An 18,616-nucleotide genomic window follows, 5' to 3' on the forward strand; every position below is an offset into this window, starting at 1 on the left:
CCCCTCTATGGTTTGGACAGGTGGACGATGAAGTGCGACTGTCCCCGGTCGGAACCGGCCTGGGGCAGATGCTGGACCAGCACCTCGCCGTTGCGGGCGAGCTGCAGCTTGCGATAGCCGCCGGCCCGGCGGTCGACCGCGCTGCGCGACTGGAAGAGGACGATGCGCGCGGCGGCGTCGCCGAGCAGGTCGGCGGGAATGTCGCCGGCCGCGAAATGGTCGCGGGCGACGGCGTCGAACTGGACGGCCGGCCGCCCCTGCTCGGCGGACCCGGCATCGCTGACGACCAGCTGGCTGAATTCGGTGGCGCCGTAGTTGCGCGCCACGACGTAGTACTTGAGCTGCTCGCGGCGCGCCGCCAGGGCGATCGTGAACGCCGCCGGGGCGCCGTAGAAGGCGGCGTCGACGGTCACCGCGAGGACGCCCCAGAGGCCGCGGCCGGCCAGTTCCGGCGCGACGACCAGCGTCGACTGGCGTGGCGCGCCGCCGTCGTCCTCGCTCAGCGTGTAGATGCCGGACGGCCAGTCGCGGGTCGCGAAGCTCGCTTCGCCCTGCCCGGCCGGCACGACCTGCGCGGCGACCAGGCGCACCCCGTCATGCCAGCGCAGGGTCAGCGGACGCCCGGCGAGCACCGGCTGCACGCGCTGCACCGTCGTCGCAAAGGCGGCCGGCAGCGGCGCGTCGAGCGCGCGCGGCTGGGTGCGATTGACGAACACCGGCAGCTGGCCGGCGGCCACCGGCGGCTGCGTGAAATTGACGAAATGCGGGTTAGCCGCCTGCAGGCCGAAGAGCAGCGTCGCTCCGGCCACCGCGGCGAGCGGCGTGCCGTCGTCGCGCGCCTCGTAGAGTACGTTGAGGCGGCCGTCGCGGATGCGCGCCAGCAACCGGCCGCCGGCCAGCCCGCCGGGCGGGACGACGAAATCGATGTCGGCGCACGGGCCGCGGTAATAGCCATGCGTCACCTCGACCGTGAACAACGGGCGGAAGTGGATGCTCATTTGTCGTGCAGCGCCAGCGAAATGTCGGTGATCGGCGCCCCGACGGCGTCCGGCTCTTGGTCCTGCAGCGTCACCAGGCGCACCCGGTAGAGCACCGACGGCATGTACTTGGCACCCAGGCAGGCCCAGACCTGGTTGAGCGTCTCCGGCCCGATGCTGTGCAGTTCGACCAGCAGCTGGCCGATGCGGGGGTCGAGCGCCGGGTATTCGTCGACGGTGAACGCCGGGCAGGCCTGGAAGAAGGTCAGGACATGCGACAGGGCGCGCAGCGACAGGTCGTAGGTCGCCATGTTGGGGACGAACATCAGCGTCAGGTTAAGGCGCAGTTCGGGCGGCAGGACGATTTCCCGGCCATTGACCAGGACGCGCTCGGGTTGCTGGACGCGGGTGACGCGCTCTTCCTCGATGTTGATCAGGCCGACGCCGACGGTGCCCTTGGCCACCGCCACCTTGCCGGCATCGTTGACCAGGGCGCCCGCGACCGCCCGGCCAAGCGCCAGCGACCCCGTTCGCCGCTGGAGGTAGGCATTGAACTCATCCGCCAGGAACGCGACCGCGATATCCAGCATGACTTCAGCCTCTGTGAGTACGTCACATCCGCGGCGGGAAGCAGGCCGCGGCAGCCATTACCACATTCATGCAACCAATTGCAAATAAGTAAATCACAGTCGTTAAAATTTGTCACTGACATTCTGGAACATGAATTTTCACTGATAGACCAGCTGGAAATTTCATTACACGGGCATGGTTGTGCGGCTCCGGGGAAGTCGCGAAGGAGCCCGGGGCCGCATGAAACTCCTTGGCAGCCGTGGACGGGGGAACTAAGATGGTTATGACTTTTCACTAGCGCCGGCAGAAGAACAAAGGATGCATCCGGTCGGGAAGCCGCGCCGCGCGAAGCGCGCGGAACCGCCCGCCGAAACGTTGGAACGCCAACAGAGAGGCCTGCATGAGTCTGCATGTCTTCGTCGCCATGCCCTTCGGGAAGAAGCCGGACAGCACCGGCCAGCCGATCGACTTCGACCGCATCTACGCCGAGCTGATCCGCCCGGCGCTCGAGGACGCCGGGCTGGAGGTGTTGCGCGCAGACGAGGAGCGCGAGGCCGGCGACATCCGCGCCGACCTGTTCCAGGAACTGCTGCTGGCCGACCTCGTGGTCGCCGACCTGACGCTCGATAACCCCAATGTCTGGTACGAACTCGGCGTCCGCCACGCGCTACGTGCGCGCGGCGTCATCCTCGTCCAGGGGCCGCGGCCGACGCAGCCGTTCGACATCTACACCGACCGCAAGCTCTGCTACAGCCTGGTCGACGGCGCCCCCGACCCGGCGACGCTGGCCATCTACCGCAAGGCGCTCGGCGACATGGCGCGCAGCACGCTGACCGCCTGGCACGGCAGCAAGACCAGTCCGGTGTACAACCTGCTGCCCTACCTCGAAGAGCCGGACTGGCGCCGCCTGCGCGTCGGCAACGCCCGCGAATACTGGGAAAACTACGAGGAATGGGCGACCCGCATCGAGGTCGCGCGCAAGGGCGACCGCCCGGAGGACATCCTGGTGCTCGCCGACGAGGCGCCGGCCACCGCCCTGCGCGTCGACGCCCACCTCAAGGCCGGCGAGGCCCTGCGCCGCATGGGGCATTTCCGCTTCGCCCTCGAACAGTTCGAGCTGGCCCTCGAATTCGCCCCCGACAACTACGAGGCCGCCCGCCAGCATGCCATCTGCCTGCAGCGCACCGGCCGCGTCGACGAGGCGCGCGCCACCTTCAAGCGCCTGGTCGGCGTCGACCCCGAGCATGTCGGCGCCTGGGAACGTCTCGGCTGCCTCGACAAGGAGGAATGGGCCGCCGCCTGGCGCCTGCCCGGGAGCACGCCCGAGCAGATGCGCAGCGATGCCACCTACGAGGAAGCGCAGCTGCGCGAGGCGATCAGGAGCTACAGCACGGCCTTCCGCATCTGCCCCGGCCATTACCTGTCGGGGATCAACGCAGTGATGCTGATGCAGGTCTACCGCGACCTCACCGGTGACCCGCGCCACGACGCCGAAGCCGCCGTCATGAGCGGCGGCGTCACCTGGGCGGCGAGTTGCGAGCGCGACGAGGCCAACGCCTACCTGGCCAAGGTCTGCCTCGGCTGGCTGGCGATCCTCGGCGACGATCCTGCCGCCGTCGGCACCGCCTACCGCGAGGCGATCGCCCTCGCCGACAACGACTGGCTGGCGCTGCAGACGACCTACGGCCACCTGCGCGTCCTGGCCGACCTCGGCTTCCGCCCCGAGTACGTAGGTGTCGCCCTGGCGACCCTGGAGCGGGCCATGCAGCGGATGAAGCCGCCGGCCAGCCAATGGCGGCCGGACAAGGTCTTCCTCTTCGCCGGCCACATGATCGACAGCCCGGGGCGCCCCGAGCCCCGCTTCCCGCCCGACAAGGAGAGCATCGCCGCCGAACGCATCGGTGCGGCGCTCGATGCGCTGGGCGCCGGCGCCGACGACCTCGCCATCGCACAGGGCGCCGCCGGCGGCGACCTCCTGTTCGCCGAAGCCTGCCTCGCGCGCGGCGTCCGCTTCCAGATGCTGCTGCCGCTGCCGGAACCGGAATTCATCGCCGCCTCGGTGCTGCCCTGCGCCAACGGCGAAGCCTGGCGCCGGCGCTACCTGGCGCTACGCGAACGCCTGACCCTGGCACCGCGCATCATGCCCGACGAACTCGGCCCGCTGCCGCGCGACCGCGACGGCCAGACGATCGACCCGTTCGAACGCTGCAACCTGTGGCTGCTCTACAGCGCGCTGAGCCAGGGCATCGACCGCGTCCGCTTCATCTGCCTGTGGAACGGCGGCGGCGGCGACGGCGCCGGCGGCACCGCGCACATGGTCAAGGAAGTCACGCGGCGCACCGGCCAGGTCACCTGGCTCGACACGCGCACGCTCTGGTAACGACGAAGGAACGAGGAGAAGCATCCGCAGCGACCGAAATTGCCCGCCACACCACCCACGAGGAGACAATCATGGCCAAGAAAGCCCTGTGCATCGGCATCAACAACTATCCCGGCACCCACATGGACCTGCAGGGCTGCGTCAACGACGCCAACGACTGGGCGGCCGCCCTCGCCGAGCGCGGCTTCAAGGTCGCCAAACTGCTCGACGACCAGGCGACCAAGGCCGCCATGGTGACGGCGATGAGCGACCTGATCGGCAAGGCAGGTAAGGGCGACAGCCTGGTCATCACCTTCTCCGGCCACGGCACCTACCAGCCGGACGAGGACGGCGACGAGGTCGACGGCCTCGACGAGGCGCTCTGCCCCTACGACCTGCAGACCAAAGGCGAGGCGCTGATCGACGACGAGATTCGCGCCATCTTCGGCGCGCGCAAGGCCGGCGTGCGCATCGTGCTGATCTCCGACAGCTGCCATTCCGGCACCGTGACGCGCGCTGCCAGGGCCGAGAAGGACGCCGACACCCGGCCGCGCTTCATGCCGATGGGCAACTGGCTGCCGGCCAAGCTGCTGCCGAAGGACCGCGCCGGCAAGCCGGCGACGACGATGGTCGCCCCCGCCGGCACCTCGCCGCTGATGAGCGCCTACTCGAACAAGCTGGGCGACCTGCTGCTTTCAGGCTGCAAGGAAGGCCCCAACAACTACAGCTACGACGCCCGCATCGCCGGCCGTTTCAACGGCGCCTTCACCTATTACGCGCTGAAGGCGCTGAAGGCATTGAAGGAGGGCGCCACCTATGCCGACTGGCACAAGGCCATCGTCAAGTACCTGCCGTCGGCGAGCTACCCGCAGTCGCCGCAGATTGTCGGCAGCGAGGGCGCCCGCAAGGGCAAGGTTCTCGCTTAAAGGCCGCTTGCCCCCCCAGTCGCCGGAGGAGAGTTCCATGCCCCAGCCCATGTACCGGATTCGCGGCATCCGCAGCGAGGGCCGCGGCCCCCGCATCGGCGGCCATTCGCCGAGCCATCGCCTGCTCCCCGGCAGCGCCCGCGACGGGGCCGGCGACGTGGTCGAGGTGCCCGGCGACACCGTGGTCCGCGTCGAACTCGACAACGGCTTCGTGCTGTGGAGCCGGGTCGACGACCTGACCCGCGAATACGGGACGCCGCCGGCCGGCGCCCGCGCTGGCGCGCCGGCTGCGGTCGACGCCTCTGCAGCCTGGGAATTCGCCCGCCTGACCCCGCAGCGGGCGAGCGTCAGCGAGCGCGGCATGGCCGGGCTGGCGATCCGCGTCCTCGACTTCTTCGGCGTTGACCTGGTCGAGCAGTCGGCGCGCGTCCTCGGCATCCGCTTCGAGGAAAAGCTGCTCGGCGACCATCCGCCCGGCCTTTACCGCGTCGACCCGGCCGCCGCTTTCCGGCTGCAGGCGGTCGCCGACGACGCGCCACTCGCCGCCGACCAGGGGCCGCTGCTGGTCTTCCTGCACGGCACCGCTTCGAGCACCGAAGGCAGCTTCGGCAAGCTGTGGGAAGCCGGCAACGCCGAAGGCGCCCGCCTGCGCCAGGCGCTCGCCGTCACCTACGGCGACCGCGTCTTCGCGCTCGAACACCGGACCCTGAGCGAGAGCCCGATCGCCAACGCCCTGGCCCTCGCCCGCCGCCTGCCCGACGGCGCCGAGCTGCACCTGGTCAGCCATTCGCGCGGCGGCCTGGTCGGCGAAGTGCTGGCCCTGTCCGGCTGCGCGAAACTGGCCGAGGTCTTGACGGCAGAACGCCTGCAGACCCTGTTCGCGGCCGACCGCACCGTGGCGCCGCAGCTCGGGTTGCCGACGCTCGCCGATAACGACGCGGCGGAATACGACAAGGCCTACGCCGCCGACCGCCAGCGCCTCGCCGAACTGGTCGCGCTGCTCGCCGGCAAGAAGCTGCGCGTCGCGCGCTTCGTCCGCGTCGCCTGCCCGGCGCGCGGCACGACGCTGGCCTCCGGGCGCCTCGACCGCTGGCTGTCGGTGCTCGACTACCTGGTCGCCGCGGCGACCGGCAACGGCCTGTTCGCCAACGGGCTGGACTTCCTGCTCGCCGTCGTCCGCGAGCGCACCGACCCGCGCACCCTGCCCGGCCTCGAGGCGATGGTCCCCGGCTCGGCGCTGACCCGCCTGCTCAACGCCACGCCGGAGCTGGTCAGCAGCGCCGACCTCACCGTCATCGCCGGCGACATCGAGGGCGGCGACGGCCTGTGGAACACCCTGAAGGTGCTGGCCAGCGACTGGTTCTACCGCAACGAGCACGACCTCGTCGTCGACACCGGCTCGATGAGCGGCGGCCTGCCGCGCCCCGCCAATGGCGCCCGCCAGCGCAAGGACGCCGGGCCCAAGGTCAATCACTTCCGCTATTTCACCAACGAACAGAGCGTGCGCTGGCTGCAGGCCGGCCTCGCCCGCGCCGACGGCGACCAGGCCGGCTTCCTGCCGCTCGCCGGCGAAGCGCCCGTCGGCCGCCGCTGCGCCGACGCCGTCGCGCGCAGCCGCGGCGACGGCAAGCCGCGGCCGCTCGCCGTCGTCCTGCCCGGCACCATGGGCAGCCAGCTGCGCGTCGACGACGACACCGTCTGGCTCGACTACTGGGCGCTGCTCCGCGGCGGCCTCAAGCGCCTGGCGATGGGGCGCGACGGCATTGCGCCGGTCGGCCTGGTCGACCAGTTCTACGGGCCGCTGGTCGAATTCCTGGCACGCAGCCACCAGGTCGAAATCTTTCCCTACGACTGGCGTTACTCGGTGCGCAAGGCCGCCGCCCGGCTGGCCGCCACCCTCGAACCGCTGGTCGCCCTGGCCGAGCGCAACGGCCAGCCGGTGCGCCTGGTCGCCCACTCGATGGGCGGCCTCGTGGTGCGCGCGATGATCGCCGACGGCGGCGCCGGCAGCGCGCTGTGGCAACGCATCGTGCGCCTGCCGGGCAGCCGCTTCCTGATGCTCGGCACCCCCAACCTCGGCTCCTACGAGGCAGTGCGCTGGCTGACCGGCTTCAACCCGACGCAATCCAAGCTCGCCCTGCTCGACATCACCCAGAACACCGACGAGATCATCGGCCTCGTTTCGCGCTACCCCGGCCTGCTCGAACTGCTGCCCTTCGCCGCCGACGACCCCGATTTCGCCGACGCCAGCCGCTGGCAGAAGCTGCGCCAGGAAACCGGCGCCCGCTGGCCGACCGCCGAGGCGGCTGCCCTCGACGAGGCGGCGGCGACCTGGAAACTCCTGCGCGCGGCGCCGCCCGACCCGCGCCACATGCTCTACGTCGCCGGCTGCCAGCCGGCCACCGTCGTCGACTACGAACTGAGCGCCGGCAGCGACTGGTGGCCGCCGGCGCGCAAGCGCCTCGACTTCATCGCCAGCCGAGAGGGCGACGGCACGGTGAGCTGGCAGTCCGGCCGCCTGGCCGGCGTGCCCGTCTGGTACGTCGAGGACACCGCGCACGACGCGCTGTGCGCCCAGCCGCGCGCCTTCCCCGGCTATCTCGACCTCCTGGTCAACGGCCAGACGACGCTGCTGCCGGCCGCCCCGCCAACCCGCGCGCGCGCCGCCGGGCAGCCGGAACGCTTCGTGCTGCCGGCCGCGCCGCCGGCCGACGGCATCCCTGCCGCGGTCGACGTCGCCGGCTTCAGCTTTTCCGGCGCCAGCCCGCCGGCCGCGACGGAAGCGCGCCCGGTGCCAACCATCGCCGTCGCCATCCGCCACGGCAACCTGGCCCACGCCCGCCACCCGGTCGTCGTCGGGCACTACCAGGGCGACACCGTGGTCAGTGCCGAAGCGGTGCTCGATCGCCAGCTGGGGGGCGCCCTGACGCGGCGCCTTGACCTCGGCATCTACCCCGGTCCGCTCGGCAGCAACACGGTCGTCCTCAACGAGTCGCCACACGCCAAACCGGGCGGTGCCATCGTCGTCGGCCTCGGTCGCGTCGGCGGTTTGAGTCCCGCCCTGCTCGAGGAGTCGGCGCGCGCCGCGCTGCTGCAATTTGCGCTCGACGTCGTGCGCTGGCCGGACGACCGTTTCGGCGACGACGGCCGGCCGCGCTCGGCGGCCGTCACCTGCCTGCTGGTCGGCACCGGCGCCGGCGGCCTGGCGGTCGGCGATGCGCTGGAAGCCATCCTGCGCGCCGCGGTCGCCGCCAACCGCCGGCTGGCCGAGCAGGAACTGGCCGACCGCGTGCTGATCGACCGCCTGGAATTCCTCGAACTCTACGAGGACATCGCCATCGCCGCCGCCGACGCGCTGACCCGCGTCCTGCAGAACGAGACGCTGGCCGCCGCCGTGCGCTGGCCGGCCGGCGCCGTCGAAACCGGCCAGGCCGGGCGCCGGCGCGTGCGCTTCGAGCAGGCGCCGGAGTGGTACCAGCGGCTGGAGATCATCGAGGATGGCGGGCGCCTGCGCTTCGTGTTCACCACCGACCGCGCGCGCGCCGAGGAAACGCTGGCGACCGGGCAGATCGCGCTGGTCGACAGCTTCGTCCGCATCGCCAGCCGCGACACCGGGCAGAACTCGGAGGTCGCCAAGACCCTGTTCGAGATGCTGCTGCCGCTGCGCCTGCGCGAGATGTCGGCGCACCAGGGCAACCTCGTCGTCATGGTGGACCAGCACTCGGCGCGCTACCCGTGGGAGCTGCTGGAGAACCGCTGGGCCAGCGGCGAACGACCGCCGGCGGTGAGCGCCGGCCTCGTCCGCCAGTTCCGCACCCTCGAATTCCGCCAGCTGCCGGTGCATGGCGCCGGCAATACCGCGCTCGTCGTCGGCAACCCCGACCTCGGCGGCGCGCCCGACTTCGCCGATTTGCCCGGCGCCCGCGAGGAAGCGCAACGGGTCGCCGGGCAGCTCGCCGACGACGGCTACGACGTCACCGACTGCATCGACGCGGCGGCGACGCCGATCCTCGAAGCCCTGCACAAGGACAGCTGGCGCATCCTCCACCTCGCCGGCCACGGCGTGCACGACTACCAGCGCCCCGGCGCGCCGGGCAAGCCGATTTCCGGCATGGTGATCGGCGCCGACAGCTTCCTGACCCCCGGCGACATCGCCCAGATGCGCTTCGTGCCCGAACTGGTGTTCGTCAATTGCTGCCACCTCGGCCGCGTCGACGGCCCGCGCGAGCTCGATCGCCTCGGGCTCGCCGCCAACCTCGGCGAGGAGTTCATCCGCATGGGCGTGCGCGCCGTCGTCGCCGCCGGCTGGGCGGTGGACGACCGCGCCGGGCAGGCCTTCGCTGCCACCTTCTACCGCGCCATGCTGGCCGGCGACGCCTTCGGCGAGGCGGTGCGCGCCGCGCGCGAGGAAACTTGGTCGCGCTTCCCCGACGTCAATACCTGGGGCGCCTACCAGTGCTACGGCGACCCCGACTTCCGCTTCCGCCGCGACGGCTCGGCGCCGCAGCGCGCGGCGCCGCCCTTCGGGACGCCCAACGAACTGGTCGCCGAGCTGGAGAACCTGGTCGCCGACCTCCGCGCCGGCGGCCACGACGAGGGCGGCGGCCGCATCGCCCGCCGCCTGGCGCGCATCCCGCCGACGCAGGCGACCGCCTGGCTGCAGCGCGGCGACGTGTGCACCGCGCTCGGCCTGGCCTGGGGCGAAATCCGCAAGTGGGAGGAAGCCACCACCTGGCTGGCGCGTGCGCTGACCGCCGACAAGGGCGAATGCTCGATGCGCGCGCTGGAGCAGTACGCCAACTACCGCGTGCGGCTCGCTGCCGACCACTGGCACGAAGCGCGCCGGCTGCCCGCCGCCCGCCGCGAAGCGGCGCGGGCGACGCAGGTCGCAGCCATCGAGAGCGCCATCCTCGACCTCGACACCCTGTGCCGGCGCGCACCGACGGTCGAACGCCTGAACCTGCTCGGCAGCGCCTACAAGCGCCTGGCCCAGGTCGAGGACGAAGGCGCGCGGCGCGCCGAGGCGCTGCTCAACATGGCGCACCACTACGACCTCGCCTACCAGCGCCGGCGCGACGCCTACGCCTTCACCAACCGCGTCGCCGCCATGCAGCTGGCCGGCCAGCGGGCGGTTACGGTCGACACCCCGAAAACGGCCGTTTTGCTGCGCGAACTCGACGCCCTGCAGCGCGAGGTCGCCCGGCGCAACGCCGACGACCCCAACTTCTGGGACGGCGCCAGTCTCGCCGACCTGGCGCTGACCCGCCTGCTGCTCGAAGGCGCCGGGCCGCCGCGCCAGCGCGCCACGACCGTCGATGACAGCGCCGCCGGCGTGCTCGGCGCCTACCGCGAGGCCATCGGGCGCGCCGCCAGCCCGCGCGAAGTCGCCTCGCTGGCCGAAAACATCGTCTTCCTCGGCGAACTTTGGCCGGCCCGCGACAAGGCCGTGCATCGCATCCTCGACCAACTCCGGGAGAGCCTGCAATGAGTCCGCGCCAACCGAAGACCGCCGCCGGCAAAAAGGCGCCGGCCCGCCGCCGCGCCGTCCCCGTCGCACCCCGGGCACCGGCGGCAGTGCCCGATCTCTCGGCCACGCCCCTGGAACGAATCCACCTCGCCGGCCTCGACCCGCGCGCGCTGATCGCCCCCAACTTCCGCGTCTACGAACTGACCCGCTCCGATCTCGCCAGCCGGCGCGGCATCGCCAACGGCTTCGCCAGCGAGGCCGAACTGCGCGCCGCCGTCCATCTCGCCCGCCACGTGCTGCAGCCGGTGCGCGACGCCTTCGGCTCGTTCACGCCGAACAGCGTCTATCGCGGCCAGGCGCTGGAACGGGCGCTCAAGAACAAGCCGGTGACCTGGCTCAGTACCAGCCAGCACGCCACCGGCGAAGCCTGCGACATCGAGATCGTCGGCATGGCGACGCTCGAACTGGCCGCCTGGGCGCGCGACCACCTGGCCGATTTCGACCAGATCATCTGCGAATGCTACGACCCGCGCCAGGGGCCCAACTCGGGCTGGGTGCACGTCTCGCTCCGGGCGCCGGGCAGCGGCGCCAACCGCCGCCAGTGCCTGAGCTACGTCGCTGACCCGGCGAGCGGGCGGCTGGTCTACGTGCACGGCCTGACCGCGACGACCTGAGCCATGCTGCCCGGCAAGATCGCCTTCCTGCTGATCCTCGCCACCTTCCTTTCGGTGATCGGCGCGCTGATCGTCGCCAATCGCTACCGGGCGGCGATGCAGCGGCTGATGAAAAACGGCCGGAATTCCCCGTCGACCGCAGCCGCCGCGCCGCCAGCCGCCCGCCTGCCGGCAGCGGCGGAACTGCCGCCCGCCCCGTTATCGCTGGCCGACAACCGGCGCGCCCGACGCCAGATGATCGCCGGCTTCGTCATCCTGACCCTGCTGCTGGCGCTGACCCGCACGCTGCAGATGCAGATCATGGCCAACGGCCCGATCACCTGGAAGACGGTGCTGACGCTGGGCACCGCCTACGCCTGGCCGATCGTGCCGGTGATCGCCGTCATCGACCGCTGGCGCCGCCGCCGGCTGGTCGCCACCCTGCTGCTCTGGTTCGTCGTCGCCGTCGCCCTGCTTACCTGGCGGGTCAACGAAAACGTCAGCTTCGCCCAGGTCCTGTTCTGGATGTCGCTCGACATCGGCCTGCCGCTGGTCGTCGTCACCGCCCTCTGCCTCGGCGGCGCCACGCGCGCCGTCGGCCCCTGGCTGGCGCCCGTCTTCATCGTCCTGTGCTGGGCCTCGCAGGCCGGCGTCGACCTGCTCTCCGAACTCGTCGACCGGGGCAGCCCGGTGATCTACTGGCTGGTCGGCTGGCTGCCGGCGACCGGCGCCATCGCGCTGTTCGCCCTCGCCCCGTGGCTGATCGCCTGGTGGCCGGCCCGGGCGCTCGGCCGCTGGCTCGCCGCCGCCTACGCCCGGCGCCAGATTTCCGAACTGTTCTACCTGTTCACCGCGGTCTGGGTCATCGCCCTCACCGGCCCCGCCCTAGGCGCCATCGCCGACCTCGGCTGGGGCGCGCTGATCGATTTCCTGCCCCTGCTGTGGATTCCGCTCGGCGCCCGGGCCATGCAGGCCGTCACCGGGCAGCGTAGCGCCGGCCGGCCGCCGACGCTCCTGGTGCTGCGCGTCTTCCGCCAGGACGCCAACGTCCAGGACCTCTTCGACCGCGTCATCGACCGCTGGCGCGCCACCGGCAACACCGTGCTGATCGCCGGCACCGACCTCGCCGACCGCACCATCGACCCCGACGACATCTTCACCTTCATCGACGGTCGCCTCGGCGAACGCTTCATCCGCAGCCCCGCCGATGTCCCGCGCCGGCTCGCCGAATTCGAACTGCGCCCCGACGTCGAGGGCCGCTACCGGGTCAACGAATGCTACTGCCACGACACCACCTGGCAGGACGCGCTCGCCGAACTGGTCCGCGCCAGCGACGTCGTGCTGATGGACCTGCGCAACTTCGTCGCCCAGAACGCCGGCTGCCTGCACGAACTGCGGGTACTGGCGACGACCCCCGGCCTGGCCCGCGTCGTCGTCCTGATCAACGAAAAGACCCGCCTCCCCGACGCCCAGGCCGCCATCGCCGAAGCCACCGCCGCCGCCCCGGCCGGGCGTTTCGTCTGGCTTGAACAGCAGGGGGAACGGCCGCCGGGGACGGAACAGGTGCTGGGGCCGTTGCTGGTCACGACCTGAAACTCACGCACAGCGGCGTGACCGCCGCCGTGCCCCATGGCGCCCGGCCGCGGCGGTCAGGCAGCCATCCGCAAACGCGAATTACCCGCTGGCACCCTTGCGGTAACGCGCCAGTTCGCAGTCCGCCGCCTGTTCGACGAAGGCCACCGGCGTCAGCAACCGGTACTGCCCGTCCTCTTCGTACTCCAGGGTTTCGTTCGCATTGAAGGAGGCGAGCGGCATGACGACGCGGACCTCACCGGCGGCGTTGCCCTCGCGAATCATCAGCGCCGGAATGCTGTCCACCGCGGCGAAGGTCGACGCCACACGCATCCTGAGGTCAACCGGTGTGCCATGCAGGGCCAGCATCTCGATACCGATCTGCGCATCCGACTCGCCGAGGCGATGGCAACGGCGGACGATCCCGAGTTGCCAGGTGGCGCCGCCTTCGGGCTGCATGGCAATCAGCGCGCCGACCTTGAGCCATTCGCCGGGAATGCTGTTGAGCACCGCGCCGAAACCGCCCCGGCTGACATCCTCGACGACCCAGCTTTCCATCGGCAGATGGATGCCAAGCCCGGCATGGTTGCCGGAGAACACCATGCGAACATTGTCCAGCCCGTTCACGACCAGGGCCCGTTGCTTGACGCTGTAGCGCTTGTTGCGCCGTTGCGGCGGCACCGACGCAAGGTGGAGGGAAAGATGGCGCAGCACGGGAAGCAGCGTCTGCGCATCGTATTGCCCGCCGGGAATGACATGCCCCGGCACATCGAGCCCCTTTTCCAGATCATGGATGAGCTTCAGGATGGCCGCATGGGCCTTCGCCGGCTTGAAGAAGCGCTGCGTCGGCTCGGCATGCTGCGGCCGGCGGGCCAGGCGCGTCGGCGGCCCGGCATGGGCCAGATCGACCCAATAGACGCTGTCGCGGTCGACCTCGGCGGAAAAGACGAATCCGGGCGAGAAATGGGTGATCAGCCGTTCGGCCAGCTCGATTTGCAGCGGCAGCAGGTTTTCCAGGGAAGCGGCATGGAAAGCGACGACCTTGGCAAATTCCAGTTGCGGGCTGCCGACATCTGAAGCGGCGTCGCGCGACTGGCTTTCCCGGCCCGCGCCCCCGGCCCGCTCCGCGACCAGAAGGGCTGCCCCGAGACGCTGCCAGAGATCGCCGGTCGACGCCATGTAGTGAAATTGCTCCCACTTGAGCACATTGCCAAGCGCGGCGATCAGTCGGGCGCACAAGGCCGGCAGCACCTGCCTGAAATGGGCGCCCGGCATTTTTGCGCCGGCTGGCGGCAGACAGCGCTCATAGCTGAGCGCCAGCATGATCCAGAATCCATGGCTGATGGTCCACAGGCATTTTTCTTCCGAACGGGACAGCCGCGGCGAATGCAGATAATCCCTGGCCAGCCGCTTGAGATGCGGCTGCGCCGCGTCGTGCAGGCGGCTGACCGCCTCGTACAGGCGGTCTTCGGGAAAGTCCGCGACGCCCTGCAACGACTCCAGCCAGCCGACGATCTGGTCGAGCGCCTTGAATGCATTGTCACCCGGGATTTCATCGATGACACGGCGCAACGCGCGAGAGTCCGTCAGCGGGTGGGTCATCTTCTGCCCCCCGCTTCGGGTCAAGTTGAGCAAGATTTCAAGCATTCAACCCCTCCATTGGAAGCAGCCCCCGGGAACTCAAAGTGTAGCCTGTGATGGGCCGTCGTGGTATGCAAACCGTTTAGTTATTTTCGCTAATATGCCAACTTCTCCGCAAAGTCCCCTGGCCTGAGGCGACGCAGCGGTGCGCATGGCAAGAGGTTGATCGACGAGATCGCCTCTTTCCCCCGGGAAGGCAAAGCATGTCGGCCAACGGCCTGCCTACCTGACTGAAATGGGTGGCGCCGGTCGCAGAACGAAAACCTCGACCCACGCCCGGTTTCGCCGGGCGACCGACTTGTGTTCATCGCCGAACGAAGCGGTGTGAATTCGCCGGGCAGGAACCCGCAGCGTCTCCAGGTATTGTTTGACCGCGCGGAGTGGCCGTTCCGCCTCGCCGATATTCCAAGCCGAACTGCCGCCCTCCGGAACGTAGCCGACAAGGCGGATCGAGGCTCGCTCATCGCCTGCGATCGAATCGGCAACCCGCTGGAGCCGCAACCGCATCTCCGCCGAAAGATTCGAACTGCCCGGGCGCAACTTGATGATGGCATCGGGCTTCGCCCCCTTGGCAGGCATCTCGGCGCTGCCCTTGGCGGATTCATTTTCCGCCGACTGGCCTGACTCTGCGGCCGGACTGGCCGAGACCGGTGATGCGCCCTGGGTTGCCTGTGAGTCTGTCGCAACAGGCTGCGGGCTTGAACACCCCTGAACGCCGATGGCAACTACCGAGACAACGACTGCGGCAAACTGAAAGGAACATCGCATACGGACCAACGGATTTACTTGATAGCCGCCCATCCTCGCACAAGGGTTCAAGGCAGTTCGTTACAGATTGTCATCCGGCTTGCCTGGGGGTTTTCGAGTTAGTTGGTTGGCAGCATGTTGGCGTCCACCGGCGTTCGGCTTGTTAGCCCATTAAGTCAGTAATGCAGCGGGAACGAATCTGTCACCAGCCAATTTCAGGGATTTGCAGATTGTCATCCTGCGAATGGGTGATCTCGCTCCATTAATCAACTCGATGCTTCTTGACGGGCAATGCATAGCTAAAAATTGTCCTTTATGGCCCCCCAACTCGGACAGAAGCGGCATCTATACAGATTTCAATTTCCGCCGTCAAGTAAGTCCCTATGGTAGTCAAGGCATCGCTCCATGTACTTAATAAACCCATAGGCATATACTGAATATTTGGCCGATCGCTTAATCAAGTAGTTAAACATTTGGAGGCTGCATCCATGAGATTACGTGTTCTGTTGCTCGGCTTGATACTTGTGCCATTGGTGGTTGGTTGCATGTCTTACCAAGTACCACCGTACAGCCCTAGTTATGAGTTTATCGACGGACTAAAGGGTAAGAACTTAGAGAAAATCGCAGTGAGCGAAGTCCAGCCGCGTGACCCGAATTCACCAGTTAATAGAATTACTCTTAGAGGTAGCTGGCTATTGGTTCAAGATGGAACCTTTGCTACCTATTTTGAGAGTGCACTCAAATCTGATTTAAATGAAATTGGATTTTTGACCAAAATTCAACAATCAGATTGGATGCCAAAATTCTAAAAAATGATATTGATGTTTCTGGGTTTTCTACAGGAATTGGTACCATAGATGTAAATATTACGATTCGGAGGGACGGAAAATCGACGTTTGATAAACTTTACTCAGCACAAACAACATTTCAATCCTCCTTCGCAGGAGCAGTTGCAGTTCCAAAAGGGCAAAATGAATACCCAGTTTTGGTTCGAACACTTTTGGAAAAAATTTTCGCCGATCCAGAATTCTTTAATGCCATTAAGAAATGAGGGAACTCATGTCTTCCTGCCGGATTCTTCTAGCATTTGCAATGGCCGCGTTCCTTGTGGGGTGCGCTCATCCAATTGTTATTGGCCCGACTCAGACGCCTGCTCGCTACGCAGAGTCATTAATCAACAAGAATGTTGCCTATGTGCTGTCCGAATCTGAGCGTTCTAAAGAGGTCACTACTGATGGCGGAGGTGGAGATAGTGTTAGCTATTTTCCCTATCGTGACCTTGAGAAAGGAATCAGAGATGCCCTTCGTGCAGTTTATGCTGATGTATATGTAATCCGATCCACTAAAGATACGACCGCTATTAAGTCTGGAAATATTTCCTACATTTTTATTCCAGAAATCTCAACATCATCGAGCTCTCCATCAATATTTACATGGCCCCCAACCAAGTTTACTATTGAAATATCATGCAATGTTTTTGATGCGGATGGAAACTTGTTGACCCAAGTCCATGCTAAAGGAAGTGGGGAGGCGGAGTTTTCTGAATTTGTCCCGGAATTTGGCCTTGCTGGACGTCGAGCTGCAAACGATCTTTCTGAAAACTTTAAACGAGCTGTTAGCGCTGATCAAAAACTACGCTAAAGTTAAACATAATCGCACGTGATATTTAGCTAACATCCAAATGGCCACTCGATACTGTAGTCGTGATGGATGACTACCTGGCACGCGAACCGCTGACAAGAGTTATATCGAACTATTCATGCGAATGTGGGTTATATGGCGCTAGAATAATTTGCCATGTCCCTACACCTAGCTATCCCGCGTTGTCTTGTGGTCAAAATTCTCCGCAAGATGACTCTCGTAGTTAGGGAAACCGGCGAACTCTTTAAACAGAAGACGGCCTGACCCCTACCTAAGCTCAATGGATGGGTCGAGCGTTACGAAATCGCGGGCTGGACGGAAGCACATGAAAATTTCAACAACTTCCTACTTACCCATTTATAGCTCTGGCAGCCCTCAGCGACTCGCTCCTGACCATCCCCTAGTTGAACGCTGGAAGGCGCTCAACGCTTGCTAGATTCAGTCTGGAAGTCCTGCGCGACGGTGCTAGATGACGACGACAATTCGATTGATGCGATCACGAACGGGCTGCCTGAACCACTTGGCAATTCCCCGAATGACAACAACGGGAAAAAATCACCCGGTCAGGCCTTGTTTGTCACGATTTTGGTGAAGGCCGAAGAAGTGTCCTTGCGGCAACACCGCGCCCCCCCCCCCCGAACCGAGCCCTCACCCAGCCTTACTCATCATCGCGGTTCGTAGCGCCTCCCCCAGACTCTCCACCAGCGCATCGCAATCCTCCCGCCTGACGGGCTCGCCTTCGTTGTAGCCGTAGGGCACGCAATAGACGGTGCAGCCGGCGGCGCGGGCGGTTTCGATGTCGTGGCGGGAATCGCCGATGTGCAGGTTGGTGCGCACGGCGCGGCCCATGCGGGTGCAGGCGTGGCGCAGTGGTTCGGGGTGCGGCTTGCGGAAGGGTGTGCTGTCGCCGGAGACGATGGCCGAGAAATAGCCGGTCAGCCCCATCCGTTCGAGCAGCGGTTCGGTGAAGGCGGCCGGCTTGTTGGTCAGCACGGCCAGCGGCAGGCCGGTCGCCTGCCAGGCATCGAGACCGGCGAGCACGCCGTCGAAAATGCGCGTTTTTTGCCCGTTGACCGCAGCATAGTGCGGCTTGAAGACCTCGACGGCGCGGGCGAGTTGCGCCTCGTCGGGCGGCATGCCGCGGTCGAGGCAGCGGCGTACCAAGATGACGACACCCTGCCCGACGAAGCGGCGGATTTCGTCCTCGCCGCGCGGCGGCAGGCCCAGTTCGGCCAGCATGCGGTTGCTGGCTTCGGCGAGGTCGGGCACGGTATCGAGCAGCGTCCCGTCGAGATCGAAGGTGACGGACTGGAAGTGCATGGCTCAGACTTTCGCCAGTTCAGCGCGCAGGGCGCCGATGATGCTGTTGTAGCGCTGCGGGTCGCCATCCTTGCCGGCCCCATAGACGGCCGAGCCGGCAACGAAGGCGTCGACGCCGGCGCGGGCGATCTCGGCGATGTTGGCGGTGTTCACCCCGCCGTCGATTTCAAGGCGGATGCGCCGCCCGCTTTCGCGTTCGTAGGCATCCAGTTTGGCCCGGGCCTGCCGGGCCTTGGCGAGCGTGCCGGGAATGAACTTCTGGCCGCCGAAGCCGGGGTTGACGCTCATCAACAGGACGACGTCGATCTTGTCGAGGACATAGTCCATGTAATCGAGCGGGGTGGCCGGGTTGAAGACGAGGCCGCCCTGGCAGCCGTGGTCGCGGATCAGCGCCAGGCTGCGGTCGATGTGCTCGCTGGCTTCGGGGTGGAAGGTGATGATGTTGGCGCCGGCCTTGGCGAAGTCGGGGATGATGCGGTCGAGCGGCTTGACCATCAGGTGCACATCGATCGGGGCGGCGGTGCACGGGCGAATGCCTTCGCAGACGAGGGGGCCGATGGTCAGGTTGGGAACATAATGGTTGTCCATCACGTCGAAGTGGATCCAGTCGGCCCCCGCGGCGATGACGTTGCTGACTTCCTCGCCCAGCTTCGCAAAATTCGCGGACAGGATGCTCGGGGCGATGATGTATTCCGGCTTGCTCACGACGGCCTCCAAAAAAGCGGCCCCTGACTGCGGGGCCG

Annotated in this window: 14 protein-coding genes; 8 read left to right on the top strand and 6 right to left on the bottom strand. The window is 67.1% G+C overall.

Features of this window, described 5'->3' with window-relative positions:
• Window positions 1-5: 5 nt before the first annotated feature.
• Together GH660_RS03760 and GH660_RS03765 are read right to left on the bottom strand one after the other, a co-directional pair.
• Entirely contained in the window at window positions 6-998 is a 993-nt protein-coding gene (locus tag GH660_RS03760) for a hypothetical protein (RefSeq protein ID WP_153145221.1), read from the bottom strand.
• Entirely contained in the window at window positions 995-1,567 is a 573-nt protein-coding gene (locus GH660_RS03765) for a DUF4255 domain-containing protein (RefSeq protein WP_153145222.1), read from the bottom strand. The genes GH660_RS03760 and GH660_RS03765 overlap by 4 nt, the downstream gene beginning before the upstream one ends.
• Before the next feature lie 380 nt (window positions 1,568-1,947).
• Here GH660_RS03765 and GH660_RS03770 point away from each other — a divergent pair, with 380 nt between their 5' ends.
• From GH660_RS03770 to GH660_RS03790, 5 genes are all read left to right on the top strand, one after another.
• A complete protein-coding gene (locus GH660_RS03770; protein ID WP_153145223.1) occupies window positions 1,948-3,927 on the top strand; it encodes a lipopolysaccharide assembly protein LapB in 1,980 nt (659 codons plus the stop codon).
• Between the two features lie 71 nt (window positions 3,928-3,998).
• A complete protein-coding gene (locus GH660_RS03775) occupies window positions 3,999-4,832 on the top strand; it encodes a caspase family protein (RefSeq protein WP_153145224.1) in 834 nt (277 codons plus the stop codon).
• A 37-nt stretch (window positions 4,833-4,869) separates the two neighbouring features.
• A complete protein-coding gene (locus GH660_RS03780; protein WP_153145225.1) occupies window positions 4,870-10,320 on the top strand; it encodes a CHAT domain-containing protein in 5,451 nt (1,816 codons plus the stop codon).
• Window positions 10,317-10,973, top strand: a complete 657-nt coding sequence (locus tag GH660_RS03785; RefSeq protein WP_153145226.1) for a D-Ala-D-Ala carboxypeptidase family metallohydrolase — start codon at window positions 10,317-10,319, stop codon at window positions 10,971-10,973. Before GH660_RS03780 ends, GH660_RS03785 begins: the two co-directional genes overlap by 4 nt.
• 3 nt (window positions 10,974-10,976) lie before the next feature.
• The gene (locus GH660_RS03790; RefSeq protein WP_153145227.1) at window positions 10,977-12,545 is read left to right on the top strand and encodes a hypothetical protein; all 1,569 of its coding nucleotides are present in this window, start codon (window positions 10,977-10,979) and stop codon (window positions 12,543-12,545) included.
• Between the two features lie 81 nt (window positions 12,546-12,626).
• Here GH660_RS03790 and GH660_RS03795 read toward each other — a convergent pair whose 3' ends face one another.
• Both GH660_RS03795 and GH660_RS17845 read right to left on the bottom strand, forming a co-directional pair.
• Complete coding sequence (locus GH660_RS03795) at window positions 12,627-14,171, bottom strand: hypothetical protein (protein WP_153145228.1); 1,545 nt, start codon at window positions 14,169-14,171, stop codon at window positions 12,627-12,629.
• Between the two features lie 216 nt (window positions 14,172-14,387).
• Window positions 14,388-14,744 carry an OmpA family protein gene (locus GH660_RS17845; RefSeq protein WP_194266221.1) on the bottom strand — a complete coding sequence of 119 codons (357 nt, stop codon included), beginning with the start codon at window positions 14,742-14,744 and terminating at the stop codon, window positions 14,388-14,390.
• 656 nt (window positions 14,745-15,400) lie between these two features.
• Here GH660_RS17845 and GH660_RS17980 point away from each other — a divergent pair.
• Genes GH660_RS17980 through GH660_RS03810 form a run of 3 tightly spaced genes read left to right on the top strand, consistent with a single transcriptional unit; the run spans window position 15,401 to window position 16,553 of the window.
• Complete coding sequence (locus tag GH660_RS17980; protein ID WP_228276345.1) at window positions 15,401-15,721, top strand: hypothetical protein; 321 nt, start codon at window positions 15,401-15,403, stop codon at window positions 15,719-15,721.
• A complete protein-coding gene (locus GH660_RS17985; RefSeq protein WP_228276346.1) occupies window positions 15,703-15,963 on the top strand; it encodes a hypothetical protein in 261 nt (86 codons plus the stop codon). The genes GH660_RS17980 and GH660_RS17985 overlap by 19 nt, the downstream gene beginning before the upstream one ends.
• A 41-nt stretch (window positions 15,964-16,004) precedes the next feature.
• On the top strand, window positions 16,005-16,553 hold the full coding sequence (locus GH660_RS03810; RefSeq protein ID WP_228276347.1) for a hypothetical protein: 549 nt from the start codon (window positions 16,005-16,007) through the stop codon (window positions 16,551-16,553).
• Between the two features lie 648 nt (window positions 16,554-17,201).
• Here GH660_RS03810 and GH660_RS03815 read toward each other — a convergent pair.
• Both GH660_RS03815 and rpe read right to left on the bottom strand, forming a co-directional pair.
• Window positions 17,202-17,873, bottom strand: coding sequence for a phosphoglycolate phosphatase (locus GH660_RS03815; protein ID WP_153145230.1), 672 nt, complete (start codon window positions 17,871-17,873; stop codon window positions 17,202-17,204).
• Window positions 17,874-17,876: 3 nt separating this feature from the next.
• Window positions 17,877-18,578, bottom strand: coding sequence for a ribulose-phosphate 3-epimerase (gene rpe / locus GH660_RS03820; protein ID WP_153145231.1), 702 nt, complete (start codon window positions 18,576-18,578; stop codon window positions 17,877-17,879).
• Window positions 18,579-18,616 lie beyond the last annotated feature (38 nt).

Source organism: Dechloromonas sp. H13 (assembly GCF_009469615.1).
Classification (GTDB): domain Bacteria; phylum Pseudomonadota; class Gammaproteobacteria; order Burkholderiales; family Rhodocyclaceae; genus Azonexus.

Bases quoted from the DNA above. Each gene is read 5' to 3' on its own strand.
- GH660_RS03760 (WP_153145221.1), bottom strand. From the start codon at position 998: ATGAGCATCCACTTCCGCCCGTTGTTCACGGTCGAGGTGACGCATGGC.
- GH660_RS03765 (WP_153145222.1), bottom strand. From the start codon at position 1,567: ATGCTGGATATCGCGGTCGCGTTCCTGGCGGATGAGTTCAATGCCTAC.
- GH660_RS03770 (WP_153145223.1), top strand. From the start codon at position 1,948: ATGAGTCTGCATGTCTTCGTCGCCATGCCCTTCGGGAAGAAGCCGGAC.
- GH660_RS03775 (WP_153145224.1), top strand. From the start codon at position 3,999: ATGGCCAAGAAAGCCCTGTGCATCGGCATCAACAACTATCCCGGCACC.
- GH660_RS03780 (WP_153145225.1), top strand. From the start codon at position 4,870: ATGCCCCAGCCCATGTACCGGATTCGCGGCATCCGCAGCGAGGGCCGC.
- GH660_RS03785 (WP_153145226.1), top strand. From the start codon at position 10,317: ATGAGTCCGCGCCAACCGAAGACCGCCGCCGGCAAAAAGGCGCCGGCC.
- GH660_RS03790 (WP_153145227.1), top strand. From the start codon at position 10,977: ATGCTGCCCGGCAAGATCGCCTTCCTGCTGATCCTCGCCACCTTCCTT.
- GH660_RS03795 (WP_153145228.1), bottom strand. From the start codon at position 14,171: ATGCTTGAAATCTTGCTCAACTTGACCCGAAGCGGGGGGCAGAAGATG.
- GH660_RS17845 (WP_194266221.1), bottom strand. From the start codon at position 14,744: ATGCCTGCCAAGGGGGCGAAGCCCGATGCCATCATCAAGTTGCGCCCG.
- GH660_RS17980 (WP_228276345.1), top strand. From the start codon at position 15,401: ATGAGATTACGTGTTCTGTTGCTCGGCTTGATACTTGTGCCATTGGTG.
- GH660_RS03810 (WP_228276347.1), top strand. From the start codon at position 16,005: ATGGCCGCGTTCCTTGTGGGGTGCGCTCATCCAATTGTTATTGGCCCG.
- GH660_RS03815 (WP_153145230.1), bottom strand. From the start codon at position 17,873: ATGCACTTCCAGTCCGTCACCTTCGATCTCGACGGGACGCTGCTCGAT.